This window comes from Streptomyces altiplanensis (assembly GCF_053591575.1).
The window spans coordinates 1-15,109 of the sequence record NZ_JBSFUB010000132.1; the positions used below are offsets into that span (position 1 = coordinate 1).

General features: G+C 66.0%; 11 protein-coding genes and 2 pseudogenes. 10 read left to right on the forward strand and 3 right to left on the reverse strand.

Going from position 1 to position 15,109, the window contains the following annotated elements:
• Positions 1–418: hypothetical protein (locus tag ACWD0Y_RS33120; protein ID WP_450263985.1), on the forward strand; the 418-nt coding region annotated here is incomplete at its 5' end.
• Between the two features lie 266 nt (positions 419–684).
• The gene (locus ACWD0Y_RS33125; RefSeq protein ID WP_450263975.1) at positions 685–1,068 is read left to right on the forward strand and encodes a hypothetical protein; all 384 of its coding nucleotides are present in this window, start codon (positions 685–687) and stop codon (positions 1,066–1,068) included.
• An 11-nt stretch (positions 1,069–1,079) separates the two neighbouring features.
• On the opposite strand, the gene ACWD0Y_RS33130 is transcribed toward ACWD0Y_RS33125, so the two are convergent.
• Positions 1,080–2,006 (reverse strand): zeta toxin family protein, encoded by a 927-nt coding sequence (locus ACWD0Y_RS33130; protein ID WP_450263984.1) that lies wholly within the window; start codon positions 2,004–2,006, stop codon positions 1,080–1,082.
• Between the two features lie 4 nt (positions 2,007–2,010).
• Here ACWD0Y_RS33130 and ACWD0Y_RS33135 point away from each other — a divergent pair.
• Positions 2,011–2,214: pseudogene (locus ACWD0Y_RS33135) on the forward strand (transposase); the annotation flags it as partial.
• Between the two features lie 46 nt (positions 2,215–2,260).
• On the opposite strand, the pseudogene ACWD0Y_RS33140 reads toward ACWD0Y_RS33135, so the two are convergent.
• Together ACWD0Y_RS33140 and ACWD0Y_RS33145 are read right to left on the reverse strand one after the other, a co-directional pair.
• Positions 2,261–2,524 (reverse strand): annotated as a pseudogene (locus ACWD0Y_RS33140) (STAS domain-containing protein); the annotation flags it as partial.
• Positions 2,525–2,681: 157 nt separating this feature from the next.
• On the reverse strand, positions 2,682–3,665 hold the full coding sequence (locus ACWD0Y_RS33145) for a glycosyltransferase family 2 protein (RefSeq protein WP_450263976.1): 984 nt from the start codon (positions 3,663–3,665) through the stop codon (positions 2,682–2,684).
• Positions 3,666–3,751: 86 nt separating this feature from the next.
• Between ACWD0Y_RS33145 and ACWD0Y_RS33150 the strand changes: the two genes are divergently transcribed.
• The 7 genes from ACWD0Y_RS33150 to ACWD0Y_RS33180 all read left to right on the forward strand — a co-directional run bounded on the left by ACWD0Y_RS33150 (position 3,752) and on the right by ACWD0Y_RS33180 (position 14,740).
• Positions 3,752–4,231, forward strand: a complete 480-nt coding sequence (locus ACWD0Y_RS33150; RefSeq protein ID WP_450263977.1) for a GtrA family protein — start codon at positions 3,752–3,754, stop codon at positions 4,229–4,231.
• 139 nt (positions 4,232–4,370) lie between these two features.
• On the forward strand, positions 4,371–5,729 hold the full coding sequence (locus ACWD0Y_RS33155) for a hypothetical protein (RefSeq protein WP_450263978.1): 1,359 nt from the start codon (positions 4,371–4,373) through the stop codon (positions 5,727–5,729).
• 211 nt (positions 5,730–5,940) lie between these two features.
• A complete protein-coding gene (locus ACWD0Y_RS33160; protein ID WP_450263979.1) occupies positions 5,941–7,446 on the forward strand; it encodes a DUF6056 family protein in 1,506 nt (501 codons plus the stop codon).
• Positions 7,447–7,567: 121 nt separating this feature from the next.
• Complete coding sequence (locus ACWD0Y_RS33165) at positions 7,568–10,354, forward strand: bifunctional glycosyltransferase/CDP-glycerol:glycerophosphate glycerophosphotransferase (protein WP_450263980.1); 2,787 nt, start codon at positions 7,568–7,570, stop codon at positions 10,352–10,354.
• A complete protein-coding gene (locus ACWD0Y_RS33170) occupies positions 10,351–11,517 on the forward strand; it encodes a glycosyltransferase (protein ID WP_450263981.1) in 1,167 nt (388 codons plus the stop codon). Before ACWD0Y_RS33165 ends, ACWD0Y_RS33170 begins: the two co-directional genes overlap by 4 nt.
• 240 nt (positions 11,518–11,757) lie before the next feature.
• A complete protein-coding gene (locus ACWD0Y_RS33175; protein WP_450263982.1) occupies positions 11,758–13,398 on the forward strand; it encodes a glycosyltransferase family 2 protein in 1,641 nt (546 codons plus the stop codon).
• Positions 13,399–13,720: 322 nt separating this feature from the next.
• Entirely contained in the window at positions 13,721–14,740 is a 1,020-nt protein-coding gene (locus ACWD0Y_RS33180; protein ID WP_450263983.1) for a hypothetical protein, read from the forward strand.
• The last annotated feature ends 369 nt before the right edge of the window (positions 14,741–15,109 follow it).

Genomic DNA, 15,109 nt, shown 5'->3' on the forward strand with positions numbered 1-15,109 from the left:
GGCCGGCTCGCTGCGCGACGCGGACGCCGATCTCATCGCCTTCTCGGTCACCGACACCGGCATCGCCCCGGCCCTGAGAGCCGGCGCCGCCAGGCCAGAAATCATGGAGAAAATCGTGGCCGCGCACCCCGGGCTGCACCCCCTCGCAGCCGCCGCTCTTACCGCCGCCGTGCTCCTCGCCCGTTGGTGGACCACTCGCGCGGTTCGCGGCCCACACGGTGCCAGCGCCGCAAAGGCACCCTGGCGACGCGCAGCGCCCCCACCGACCGGTGAGGAGTCGGTCCCCGACCGTGTGGCCGAGTTGCATGCCTCGTTCCTGGACCCGGCCCTGCGGGAAACCGACGCTCACCTCGAGCAGTACTGGAACAAGCTCACGTCCCTGTATCCGCACCGCGACGGCAAGCGCCGGCACAGGTAGAAACCGGGCACCTCCCGCAGTCCGTCACCGCGTCGCCCTGGCAACACCTCACCGCAGTCAACGGAGGGTCAACCAGCAACCAGCAACCAGCATCGGGCAGACAGCCGGGGCGGGTATCGTCCGCTGTTTGGGGCACACGAGACCTCATGCACGGACAACATGCGCGTCCCACGAGCACTCTGTTCGGCCCAGCCACCACAACCCAGACACCGCCACCGGCCCACGGCCGCGCCAAGCACTCACGCCGAGGCCGGATCACCGGCCACATGCGCCGCCGGATCCTCGCCTACCGGGCAATCGAGTTCCTCTCCACGCACATCCCGGACCACTCCGGCCCCGGCGAGGAATGCTTGCTCCTCGTCCACGTCCGCCAGGTCGTCGGCCAGGTCCACTACCAGATCTGCACCGACTGTGCCCAAGGCGTCATCACCGCCATCACTCTTGACGAACGCTTCCACAGCACCGGACTGGGCACCCGGGCGCTTTCGCACCTGCACTCCCGCCATCCAGGCCTCGCCTGGCGTAGCACGCTGCGCATGCGCACCACCCGTGATCTGCTGCGCCGGATGCGCATTCCCACGATCACAGCTGACACGCCGTGCCCCCATGCACCCCGGCCGCTGTCTGACCCGACCCCCGCCAGCGGCTGACAACGAACCGTTCAGCAGCCACAGTCCGCGGTAGGAGACGGCCCCCTTGCGCCGGGCGTATCCCACAGGCGACCTCCGGCAATCGCTGCCCCGGTGTTGCGGGGATCTTCGCTCAGCAGGTGCAGATAGTCCGGGTGCGACGCCTTGAAGTCGTCACCGACCAGCTGCGTCGTGCCCGGCCGCATGGCCCGCTTCACCATCCTGGCTGCCAGCAGCTTCCCCGCCTCCGGCTGGCCAAGCACGTAGACCGCGCGCGGATCGTCCCGGCTGACGATGCCGCCCAGGTACGACGGCGTGATCAGCTCGTCGAAGACCCACCGGTGTTCAGCGCTCGACAGCCGGTGGTAATCCACGCCCGGTGCCTGCCTGCGCGCCTGGGTGATGCGGCGGACTGGCTCCGCCAGGGCAGCCGCGCGCTCGATGTCCCGCTGAACCGCCAGCCTGCGGTCCTCACAGTGGAGGTCGCGGTGCAGCCGCTGGTCGGTGTGGGCCAGCTTCCGCCGGAAAACCAGCGTCTCTCTCGCTGACCACGGCCGCATCCACTCGTACACCACCGCCTTCTCCGCCGCCGACCGCCTTCTCCGCCGCCGACCGCCGACCGCCGACCGCCGACCGCCGACCGCCGACCGCCGACGCCAGGCTCCGTCGACGAACTCGTTGTCGTACAGCACCGTGCCGTCGCGCCGTACGACTGTGATGCGGCCGGCCAACTTCTCGGCCTCAATGACCGCGAGGGTCCGCAGCATGCTCTTCGCGCAGGCGTGGTGGTTCTCCCACGACACGTACCGAGGATCGGAGAGGAAGCGGTCCAGGAGACCGAGCTGGCTCAGGGCCTCCGCCGTTGCCACCGCCACCACCTCAATCCGGTGGCGGGCCTGCCGGTACGCGGTCGCCGACGCGCGGAACTCCTCGGCGTCGGCGAGGGCGGACTCGACCACCGCGTCGATCAAGACGGTCAGCCGGCCCAAGAACGCCGACGGTTCGTCCTGCTGCCCCGTCGCTGGGTGGTCGAACGGCCCCTGGCCTGGATGATGAACGCCCGCCGTCACGCACGCGACTACGAGCGGCTCATCCAGTACTCCGAGACCCTACTCACCTGGGCAGCGATCACGCTGATGACCCGCCGCCTCACCCGCGGCCCCAACCCCCTGCCCGGCACGGATCGGGTCCTCCAACCCGCTGGCACCCTCCGTTAGGCAGCCCCGCCGCCGACCATCAGCTCGGCCTCAGCCTCCGCGGCGGTGCCATACACTCGCAGCACGCTGTCCACCCCGGTCGTGCTCAGCATCCGCTGCAGATTCGGCGGCGCACAGGCCAGCCCCAGCACGGACCCGGCCCCCTCCACCCGCCGCCAGGCCCGCAGCAGCACATTCAACCCGGCCGAATCACAGAACGACACCCCGGACAAATCCAGTACCAAACATCGCGACCCCCGGGCGAACTCGTCCAGCAGGTGATTACGGAAGAACCGATCGGCCTGTCATCCCATATCGCCGCTACACCTCACAGTCAGGCACATTCCCGACATGCTCGCGTCAAATGAAGGCTTTGCGGTCATAGCGGACTCTTAGGTCGCAATCACAGGGGTCGAACTTGCCGTAAGCCGGTGCGTTTCAGTTGCCGCTGCCTGCGCCCGAGTCCACTCCGCTCGGGTCGGTGCCCACCCCGCGCGGCATGGTCCCGGGCGCCGGGTAGGCGAGGTGCATGAGCCGAGACTGTTCCCGGCGCATGTGCATGACCGAAGTCAGAACGTAGCCCAGAAGGAGGACGAGTGCCGCGATGGTCATGATCGTGGCAGCGAGTAGCGCCGTGGGGAGGCGTGGCACGGCGCCTGTGCGGACGAACTCGACGACAACCGGGGTTCCAAGGATGATCGCGACAAGGGCGAGCAGGCCCGCGATGGTTGTGTGGACGAGCGAGGGCCGTTCGCGACGCGCGAGGTTGAGGATGAGTCCGAGGATTCGCCAACCGTCCCGGTAGGTGCGGAGCTTACTCTCGCTTCCTGTCGGCCGGCCCGTGTAGTCGACTGGGATCTCTGCTGTGGGGAGTCGGAGGCTCAGCGCGTGAACCGTCATCTCGGTCTCGATTTCGAACTCGCGGGACAGCGCGGGGAAGGACTTGACGAAGCGCCGCGAAAAGACTCGGTAACCGCTGAGCATGTCGGTCACATCGCGCCCGAAAAGGGTCCGCACCGTCGAGGTGAACAGCTTGTTCCCCCCGGAGTGCCAGGTACGGTAGGCGTCGTCGGCGGCCACGCTGCGAGTGCCGACGACTTGATCGTAGGGCCCCTCGAACAACAGGTTGACCATGTCACGTGCCCGTGTCGCGTCGTACGTGTCGTCTCCGTCGATGATGAGCAGGGCGTCGGCGTCGATGTCGGCGAACGCTCGCCGCACGACGTTGCCCTTGCCCTTGTGCGACTCTTCGCGGATGATCGCGCCCGCCTCGCGCGCGATCGCCACTGTGCGGTCTGTCGAGTTGTTGTCGTAGACGTAGATGTCGGCTTCGGGAAGCGCTGCTCTCAGATCCCGTACCACCTTGCCGACGGCAGCTTCCTCGTTGTGGCATGGCACGACGCAGGCGATCGTCGGGCGCACGGGCTCTCCTTGGTCGGGCAGATGGGCTGCTGCGCTCATGGTGCGACACGGGGATGCCGGACGGCCGCAGGCACACCGTGACCGTTATGATCGCTTTCGTGTCGGTTCTCGCCTCCCTGACTCTTCGCATGCGCGATGTCATCAGGGGCGTCTGGCGCGAGGCCGCCATGTTTGGGACCGTCGGAGCACTGGCTTTCGTGCTGGACAACGGCGGCTACACCTTGTTGGTCTTCGGCTTTCCCGGGGGTGGTGGCGGTCCGATGCGTGCCGCGCCCGTTCAGGCGTCAGTGATTGCCACGGGGGTCGCGACAGTCTTTAGCTGGCTCGCGAACCGCTACTGGACATATCGGCAGCGGCATCGGGAGAACGTGGCCCGCGAGCTGGCCTTGTTCGCCTTGGTGAACGTCATTGGCATGGCCATTGCTGCGGGCATGGTTTTTCTGTCCAGGCAGCTGCTCGGGCTCGACTCGGCCCTGAGCGACAACATCGCTCGCGCCTGCGGCTGGGTTCTCGCCACATTGTTCCGGTTCTTCACCTACCGGCGCTACATCTTCATTCCGGCCTGATCATGATTTGGCCTCGCATGGCAGCACACGTGCAGCCCCATCCATCGCTGTTAGCATCCCACTCATGGGGCACATTGGGCATTTCGGTCACCGGTGGCGTCGCACCTGGGTTCTGACAGTCGCTGCTGTGGCCTGTTGCTTGGCCACGATTCTCGTGTTCTCGCCCGGATATCTGAGCCGCGACTCCCTGTACCAGCTCAAGCAGGCCATGGGCATGGAACGCTTGACTGACTGGCACCCACCCGTCATGAGCTTGGCCTGGCGTGCGCTTATCGCTGTGACAGGCACGCCCTCATCCATGGCTGTCCTGCAGGCAGTCATCTTTTGGGCAGCCATATGGGTGATCGCCTGCTGTGTCCAAGATTTCACGGGGAGTCGTTCGCGCGCCTTGGCCGTCCTCGGAGCCGGGGTCCTTCCCCACGTCCTCACCTTCGTCGGCGTGGTATGGAAGGACGTCCACATGGCGTTCGCTCTTCTCGTCACCAGTGCGATCGCGCTCAGCGGCCTGCGCCTGGGAACTGACCGCCGCGCCCTGCGGTGGGCCCTGTTCTCCCTGGGAGTGCTCTTCCTGGTCTATGCCATTCTGGTCCGTAAGAACGCGGTCTTCGCCGCAATTCCGGTCTTCGTGATGCTCGTTCTCGCACTATGGCGCAAACCGCCCCCCCGGATCTGGATTATCGCTACGGCGGCTCTCGTCCTCGGCCTGGTCGCGTCAACTGCCGCTATTTCAGCCGCTGCGCGTCCGGTGAAGACGAGTCAGGTCTCGCAGATCATGCTGGACGACTTGCTTCACGTCTTGAACGTGCAGGAACTGCAGTCGGCGGCCGTGTCACCGAACCTGCGCGAACGCCTCGTGGCCGCGGCAAAGGAGTGCGACCGCATCAACGCTTTGTCGGACACGTATTGGACCTGCTACGGGCGAGGGAAGCACGGACCGTTCACAGCTGTCGCTCATACGGACCAGATCACGTCCTTGTGGGTCAGCGAGATGATCAGGCACGTGCCAGGCTATCTCCAGTATCGACTGGAACTCTTCTCGAAGTTCCTCTTCGAGCCGCGCTACCAATACCACCCCGGAATCGCTGCCAATGACCTGCAACTCGAGCTCCACCACCCCCGACTGGGGCGAGCGCTCCAGACGTACGTCGATGGTGCGGCCAGGGACTTGCCTGTTCTGTTCGCGGGATGGTTCTGGCTCACCATCGCCGTCGTCCTTGCGGTTCGTCCGGGCAGTGGAACCTTCGCAATGCCGGTCCGAGCCCTCGGAATCAGCGCAGCGGCCTATGTGCTCGCCTACCTGCCCATCCTGCCGGTGACGAACTACCGTTACATGTACTGGTCGGCGATCGCCTGCACTGTCGGCGTGCTTCTCTGCCGCCTGGACCGTGGCACGGCCGGCGTACGCGTTGATCCGTCACAGATGGAAGCTCATGGATGTCAGCGCCGCACTCGTCGAGATTACATTGATCTTGACCGTCGGAGCGGTAGCTCTCGATGATGCCGCCGGATATCTTCAGCACAATTGCCAAAATGACTAGAAGGAGAAGGAGAACCATCCCACATCACGTCCAATCTGGAAAGTCCAGAGCGTCAGTGCGTCGAAGGCCACTTCTAAGCTACCCGCTGCGCCACAACTGCGCAGCGGCAGCGGCAGCGGCAGCGGCAGCGCCCGTCCGGGAGGTGGCCGGGAATGGGTCGGGCAAGGTGGCATGAAAAGAGACAATGGTTCTTGGACGCCGCCCAATCAGCGGAAGGTTCTTGTCGCCGCCTCCTTGGTACTTGGAGTTGCGGCAGGCGGCCTTCTCGCTGTAGGCAGCTTCCTCGGGCTCTACGTCCAGCCCACGTCGGACGATTGGTGCGCAGCATGGAGGAGCCGGGAGCTGGGGATTCTTGGGATTGCCAACGAATTCTATGAGATCCAGAATGGGCGTATCACCAATGGAGTAGTCGCGGGAGTCGTCTACGCACACGGGCTGGCAGGTCCGAAGCTCCTTCCGTCCCTACTCGTACTCGCCCTTCCGGTGGGGCTGATCCTTCTCGCGCGCCCTGCACTTCGGCTCCTGGGCTGGGAGGTGCCGCCGTCTCTGACGATCGCGGCTGCCGTCGTGGTCTGCGTGCTGCTCTTCTTCGCCGGCGCCAGCCCCTATCAGGCATTGCTGTGGGCGCCTGCGACCATCTCTCACACATTGCCCAGTGTGCTGGCGGTGTGGAGTTTGCTGGTGGCTCTGGCAGCAGCTCGGCATGGCCGCCTGGCCAGGAGCCTGGCGCTCGTCTTCGCCGTCGTGATGGGCGTCGCGATCGGCACTTTGAGTGAACCCTTTACCGTTGTCAGTGGAGTGCTCACTGCTGGCGCGGGCGCGGTCCTACTGCCCCGCCTGCGATTCCCCAGGACCCGGTTTGTGGTCGCATGGTGCTTCATGTGGTGCGCCGGCTTGGCGATCGGCTTCGTAACCCTCTATACGTCGCCCGGCGCAGCGTGGCGCCGCGCGCAGCAGCCCCAGCAGGAGTCTGCACTGTCGCGCGCCGAGTTGACGGCCACTGTCCGAGACTGGCTGAGTGTCTGGGAGAGCGTCGGGAGCCAGTGGGCGTACGTCGCGGCCGTGGCTGTGGGATTCATGCTCGGCCTTGCCGCGGCCACTGCGGAAAGGCCGGTTCGACCCGCGCCACGTCAACCCGAGGCGTGGAGGGGGGGCGCGCACCATCGCCGTTGGCTGCCTATTCTGCTTCCGGTTTTGCTGGTGGGGATTTCTTCCTTCGGTGTCGTGTTCGGACTGCGTATGGGTTACGGCCCCTCTGGCTGGACCTATGTCCGCACCTGGACGAGTTTCCTGTTCCCGATGCTGCTCTTGCTGTGTGGGTATGGCGCGCTGGCAGGCAAAGCAGTGACCGGATGGCAGCCTTCCGTCCGGCCTCGTCCCGTGGCGTTCGCCACGGCCGTGGTCGCATCCGTCGCGAGCCTGTGGGCCGTGGCCGGTCTCGTCCCCACTGTGAAGGTGATGGCAACGGACACGGTGACCCGTTCGGTCGATTGGGGGCGTCAGGATCTCCTGGTGCGCAAGAAGGCCGCTCAAGGCTCGAGGGTCGTCCCCTACCGCCCCCTTCCCATCGGCGGACTGTCCGAGCCGTACGCAACCCCGGATTACTCCCGGGACTGGGTCGCACGGTGCGTCTCGGGCTACTACAGGGTGGAACGCATTGAGAGGCCTACGCCGTAGCACTCCGCTCGCCACCGCATCCTCACCCGGGAGCAACGGAGGAGCCGTCACGGGTGGCTGCCGAATGAAGAGCTTGGTCCAATGGTCATCCAGGAGGCAAATCGAGCGAAATGAGGAGCCTGTGCCGGATGTCACCGTCGTCGTCATCGTCTACAACGACGCCGAACGCCTGAGCCGCGCAGTGCTGTCGGTACTCCACCAGTCTCTGCGGAATCTGGAAGTGATCATCGCGGACGACTGCTCGACCGACGGCACGCCGGCCGTGGCCCAGGCTCTGCAAGCTGTGGATCCGCGGGTGCGCTACGTCCGGTTGGACAGCAATAGTGGTGGATGCAGTGCACCTCGCAACGCCGGCATGGCAGCCGCGCTGGCGCCGTACGTCATGTTCCTCGACAGCGATGACGATCTGCCCAAGCACGCCTGCAAGTCGATGCTGCTCGTTGCGGAGCGAACCCAGGCTGATTTCGTCACCGGCGAGGTCACGCGGTTCTTTGAGGAGACTCGTACTACCGGACTGTGGTATCCGGCCCTCTTCGACGAGGTCCGGATCGTCGAAGGCATCCGCCAGGCACCCGAGTACTTCCACGACCACCTATCGACGAACAAGCTCTACCGAGCCGACTTCATCACCCGCCACGGCCTGCGATTTCCAGAGGGCATCCACTACGAGGACCAGCTGTTCACGGCCCAGGCCTACACCTTGGCCCGCAGCTTCGCCGTCGTTCCGTGGCCCGTCTATACATGGTGGCTCTCAGCTGACGCGGCCAGCCTGTCCATCTCCTCCAGCCGCCACAAGCTGAAGAACGTGGCTGACCGGATCACCGTGGCCCGTCTCATCGACCGCTTCCTCATCCAAAGTGGCAATGCCGACCTGCGCTCATTCAAGGATGAGAAGTTCCTCCGCCACGACTTGCGCCTCTACCTTGGTGATCTCCCCTTCCGTGGAATGGAGTGGACCGAACAGTTCGCAGAGCTGCTGACGCCTTACCTCGACGAGCTCACCACCGAGGCCATCGGCTCGGTGAGCCGGGAACAGCGCATCTGCCAATATCTGCTGCGCGCCGGCCGCCTCGACGAGGCGATCGAATCCGCCCGAAGTCTCGGCCGCCCAAGGATCGCGCCACGACGGGTGAGCAGAGAATCCGGGCGGACGTACTGGGGACACCCCACACCGAAACATGCCCCCGACGGCAGCCGCGAACTGGACATCAGCGAGTGGCACCTGGACGCACAATCCTTCCTGTCCGCCCCTCTGCGGCACGAGGTGCACGCCCTCGATCCGGCAGGTCGCGTGCTGCGCCTGGTGCTGCGCACATACGACCCGGCGCGGCTGCTCTCCAATCCCGAGAAGGTGACGGCGCAGTTGTGGCTGTCTGCAGGGGACGCGCCGTTGAAGCTCCCGCTCCAGTACATACTGGGCGGAGGAGGCCCGGATGTGTACACCGCCTTCGTCGAGCTTGACCTCCGGCGCATCCCGCTGAGTGCTAAAGGTTTCAAGGGCCGCCGTCACCCCGTTGTAGTCCTCGAACGGCTCGGGATGAAGCGCACCGATGTTGTTCTCGCGCCCCCTGACCTGCTCCCGCTGCGCGCTCATCGAACACTGCACGGCACGCTCGCCGGCCAGGACATTCGCGTGGCATGTGAAGGCAAGGGAGCCGGGCGGCTGGAATTCACCTGGTCACGATCCGGAGCACTCGCCCACGCAGAGACGCTGGTGCCGCGCGTACGGCCATTGCGCCGGAAGGTCCGGCAGTTGCAGCGCAAGCTCACCGGGCCGCGGGCAAAGGCTCTCACCTACCGTGAGCTGCAGAAGTTGCCCGTGGACAACGGACTGGTGGTGTTCGAAGCCCTGGAGGGCCGTGGCTACACCGACAGTCCGCGCTACATCTATGAGGAGATGGTCCGGCGCGGACTGCCGCTGCGCGCCGTCTGGTCGTATTCGGGTGATCGTTCCGCTTTCCCGAAGGGCTTGAACCTGGTCAGGCGCGGCAGCTGGGAGTACGTACGAGCTCTGGCCCGCGCCCGCTACTGGGTGGACTCGCACGGCTTCCCCTCGATCTACCCCAAACGGCCGGGAACCCGCTATCTCCAGACGTGGCACGGCCAGGCGATCAAGCACATGGGCTTCGACGTCCCCGCGCTGCGCCTGGGCAGTCCCGAGCGGCAGCAGAAGCACCGCGACATGATCTCGCGCTGGGACGCCCTCATTTCCCCCAGCGAGGAGTTCGAACGCACCTTCGTCCGGGCGAATGAGTTCACAGGTGAGCTGCTGGCATGCGGACTTCCCCGCAACGACGCGTTGGTTCGCTGCGACGAGCCCGCACAGCTCGAACGAGCGCGGGCCGCCCGAGCCAGGCTTCAGGTCCCGGACGGATGCAAAGTGCTGCTCTACGCACCGACCTTTCGGGACGGGAACAGCTCAGGCGGTTCTATCCGAGTGGACCTGGCCGAATTGGTGGAGAAGACCGCCGATGAGTGGATCGTCGTGGTGCGCCCCCATTACTACGACCGCTTCACCGTGCCACGCGAACTGGGGCACGGTGTGCGCGACGGCCGCACGTTCCCCGACATCAACGATCTGCTGCTCGCGTCGGACGCACTACTCACGGACTACTCGTCGGTGATGTTCGACTACGCGAATCTCAAGCGTCCCATCCTGCTTTTCACCGACGACTACGACGAGTACAGCACCAGTGCTCGCGGCACCTACTACAACCTCCCGGATATCGCCCCCGGCCCCATGCTGACCACCACCCAGGAGCTCGTGGAGGCGCTCCGGGACCTGGAGCAGGTACGTACGAAGTGGACTGACGCATACGCCGGTTTCAACGCCAGGTTCAACGCCCGCGAGACCGGACGGGCCAGTGAAAGCGTCGTCAGCACGTTCTTCGAAGGCGGCAACAGATGATCTCTGGAACGCGGACCATCGGGCATCGCCGAAATCTCTTCCTGGTGGGCATCGATGTCGACTCGATGGGAGGATCACAACGGGTCATGCACACCCTCGCCCAAGGGTTCGCGCAGCGGGGGCACCGCGTCGACCTGATCGGTATCAGACCGAGCGCCGCGCCGTACGAGTTCTTTAGGGCACCGGCCTACCGGCACACTACGCTCTACAACACTCCGTCGGCTCCGGCCTGGCACGCCCAGCGCCTCAGCGAACGGCTCAGCCCTGCTCGGATGCGCATGGCACGCGCCGCCCGGGCCGAGCGAGAGCGGGCGAGGAGGAAGCTGACGCAGCGGTTCGCCGCCGTGGACGACGGTTACGTCATCATCGGTTCCCCCTGGGCGGTGGACTGGCTCGCGTCGGTCGAGTGGCCGCATCTCAAGGGCGTCGGGCAGTACCACGAGTCGTTCATGCAGGCCCAGGGCTCAGCCCACCTGCGCCTGATCCGGCGTCACTATCCGTTGCTGGAGAAGTCGGTCTTCCTCAGTGAGGGGGACGCCGCCGCGTTCCAGCGCGACCGGCTGCCGAACGCCACCGTGATGCCCAACCCGCTGCCCTTCCCGTTCACGGCTCCGGCCCCGTTGGATACCCGGCGGATCGGCGCGGTCGGTCGGTTGGAAGCCGTCAAGCGGCTGGATCGCCTCATCGACGCCTTTGCGGTCGCCTGCGCCGATCTCCCGGGCTGGGAGCTGCACATCTTCGGTGACGGCTCGCAGGAACCGGCTCTGCGCGAGCAGGCCGCGCAGCTCGGGATCGGTGACCGGGTGCGACTCCGCGGGAGCGTGTCGGACATGGTCGCGGCTTACCGGGAACTGGCCGTACTGGCCCTTACGAGTGAGCGCGAAGGACGGCCGATGGCCATCGCGGAGGCGGCTGGCTGCGGAGTGCCGTGCGTGAGCTTCGACTTGTCCGCAGGCGTGCGGGAACTCATCGACGACGGACGTACGGGCACTCTCGTGCGGCCGGGAGACACTGCCGCACTGGCCGACGCCCTGCGCCAGCTTGCCATCGACGACGAGCTACGCCGCCGCTACGGCCTCGCTGCCCAGTCCCGCGTTGCCTCACTTGAGCTGCCCGTCGTACTGAACCAATGGGAGCGCCTGTTCGACGAGATGGACCGCTGACACAAGGAAGCCCGGACAGACCGTCGGCCTGGCGTCCTTGGCCGCCCTGGCCCCGCCACTGACGGACCGCTCGGCCAAGCTCCCTGGACAGCCCGCCTGCAAGGGCAGGAGAGCGCGAACAACACGAGCGCTGCTCCCAGTTCTAGCTTCGAAAAGAAGGCGTGAACAGGGGCTGAGCTTGTACACGAAGCCGAAGCGAAGAAGAGAGCAACACCGGTCACCAGAACGGATCTCGCGCATATGGCAGCAGAAACAAAGCGTAGCTGGCCCGAGGGCAAGGTCTGCGTCATCGTGATCGGTTACAACGATGAGCGGCACATCAGAAGCGCTGTGCTGTCCGCACTGCGCCAGGGCCCGGCCGTTGCCGAGGTCCTTGTGGTCGACGACGCCTCGACCGATGGCACCGACAAGGTGCTAGCTGGTCTCGCACGCCAGCACCCTCTGGTCCGGGTCATGCGCCGCACAGTCAACAGCGGCGGCTGCGGAACCCCCCGCAATGACGGCCTGCGCGAGGCCACCGCCCCCTACGTGATGTTCCTGGACAGCGATGATGAACTCCCGCCCGGCGCGGTCAACGCCCTGCTCGACGCCGCGGTACATCATGGCGTTCCCGTAGTCGCGGGTGCATGCCTGCGTCGCGAGCTGCCCGAGATGCGCGACACCCCCTGGCAGTACTCGCTCTACCAGCGAGCGGCGGTCCACAGCGGTCCCGACGAATTGCCCGCTCTGGTGCGTGACACGTTGTGCGTCAACAAGCTCTACTCTCACACCTTCCTGTCACAGCACGGTGTCTCCTTTCCCGAAGGGGCCTTCCGCTACGAGGACTTCGTGTTCACCGCCCGGCTACTCGCCGCATCGCCCCGCATCGCCACGATTCCCGACATCGTCTACCTCTGGCATGTTCGTCGCTCGGTCGCACACCCGTCCATCTCACTGGCCCGCAGTGGCATCGACAACTGGATCAGCAGGCTGCGCGCGCACCGCAGTGCGGTCGAAGTTTTCGAGTGGGCCGGCCAGAGACACATGGCCCATGCTGCGCGGGTGAAGTTCCTCGACCACGACCTGCGGATGTATGTCCGCGAGCTAGGCACCCACGACAGCAATCACCGCGCCGAGTGGTGGCGGCGCACCCGCGAGCACCTTTCTTCCTTCAATGAGTCTGACTTTCGCGCTGCAGGCGCCCCCGCCCGCTGGCTGGCCAGGGTGGTCACCGGTGCCGATCGCCCACGCGACCTCGAGCGGCTCATTGGACTGGGCAACCGCCCAGCCCGGTTGCTCCCGCCATACGCGTGCGTGAACGGGCGTCCCGTCTGGGCGGCGAACCTGCCCGAGGTCGCACTGGACAGGATTGAGAGCGAGCCGCTCAGCGGACTACCCGTCAACATCGACGTCGAACCGCACATCTGGCGGTGGCCCAGGCACCTGCGAGTCACTGTGTATGAGCTCTACGGACGGCTGGCCGCAGCAGACCCGAAGACCCTGGACATCGAGCTCCGACGCCGAAGCGACGGACGTCTGGGTCTGACCCGCAGCAACGTCCTCAGAAGGCACCATGGACCGGACGGCGCGTCATGGACCACTCAAGTCCTCCTGAACGGCCTGGACACGCTGGCAGACCAACATGCCCACCTTCTTGAGGTATGGGAGGTATGGGCCCGGGTGCGCTGCACCGACGGCTCCTTGCTCTACACCTGCGTCCGTGCCACCGGGTCTGGACTGCGGCGAACGATCATCCTTGGCCGACGCCACGGGGTAATACTGATCCAACCCTACGCGACGGCCGGCGGCTCGCTCTCCCTACGCATTGCACCAGGCCCCGGAGCAGCGGCAGTCGTGGTGACCCGCAGGCTTCGCCGACTGACGAGCAGGAGCCCGGGATAGGCGTCGGCGCATTCGGTCGGTGGTCCAGGCCGCTGTACCGACAGAGCAGTCACACATCTGGAGTCGCCCCCACCGGCCCCAGGGCACGCCCCGCCACCCGCGTATGCCCGACGGCCGGGGCCGACCGAGTACGCCTCGGCTCAGATGTTCGGCCGGGCCAGCTCCGCCACTGACTTCACACTCAGTCAGCCCTCCACGGAAAGTGAGCCAGAACCCCAGATCGGGAGGCACCTGGCCGGCTCTCCCGAATCGAAATACTCACCGGTCGGACAGCACGGGCACCTGTGAGCGTGGCCGGTGGGGTGGCTTAAGGTTTCCGTTCATGCACCGCACTACGCCGCCCCGCCCAGTGAACGTCGAGGCGCTCTTCCCGAAGCTGGGCGCGTTGCGCGGTACGACGACCCGGTTGCACCCGCGGCCGGGACGTCCCGACGCGTCGGTCAGCTCGGTCGGCGGTCCTTTGCTCTGGCCGGCCGACGAACCGTGGCTGGTCTGCACCGAGCCGCACAAGCGCAGTAGCGGATACCGCATCGCGGACATTCATCGCAGTCGTCAGGTGCTCGCGGACGCCTGGGCACGTGACCGGCCCACCGACGAGGAACGGACCCTGCTCGATGAGCTCGGCCGCAGGCACCGCGAGCGGGAGATCGCCGACACCGATCCGATCCCGCTGATCGCCCTGGCCCAACTGTACCGGCGGGACGTGCCCGACCTCCCGCCCGGCCCGGACGGATGCGACCTGCTCCAGGTCCTCTGGTGTCCGTTCGAGGCACATGGCCCCAGCCGCTACGGCTTGGCCCCGCACGTGCGCTGGCGCCACTCCGACCAGGTCGCCGTGCCGCTGGACACTGCGCCGCGGCCGGCGCTGGTCGGCTTCAAGGGCGCGGTCGCCGAACCCTGCGAGCTCCATCCCGAACAGGTCGTCACCTACCCGTACGCCGACTCACTGCCGGCCAGACTGTGGCGAAAGATCGACTCCTGGGAAGATGCGGAGGAGCGCAAGGCGGAACAACGCGGCCTGGACGACGAGCCGGTCACCTATCACCATGACCTGTCGATTCCACAAGGCTGCCGAGTGGGTGGATTCCCCTCCTGGCGCACGACCGGCCCCCACCCGATGAACTGCGAAGCCTGCGCCGCACCGATGATCCTGCTCCTGACCCTCGACAGCTGGGAATGGAGCGGTGCCAATGGCAGCTGGATGCCCCAAGAGGAATGGGACGTCGCCGAGCACCTACGGGACCGCTGCCCCACGCAGCTCACGATCGGCCGAGACGGCCTGCTGAACATCTTCGCCTGCCCCACCGAGCCCGGACACCCACACCGATGGAGCCTCCAATAGGCCGGACAGAGCTTCTCGGACCGGGTGCTGTCACCTCCCGTGAACATCGAACAGAACATCGCGCAGGTGCCTCCCGACCCCGTGAACAACTGACTTCATAACTCGGTTCTGGCACAGATCTTGGGGAGCGGTTGCGGAGTGTTACCCCGATGTTCGACTGCGGGGAATCAGGTTCCGGTGAGACCGCGTACGCCTTGTCGTCCGATGACCAGAACTGACGCTCTCTCAGTTCCTTACGGGCGGCTGCTGGGATCGGTTGTGGACGGTGATGGTGCTAGGCGATGTTTCTCGGATCTCCTGACGCGCGTGAGGGGTTGGGGTCAGGCTGTCTGTATGGGCCGTGGGGATCTAACGAATGCGGAGTGGGAC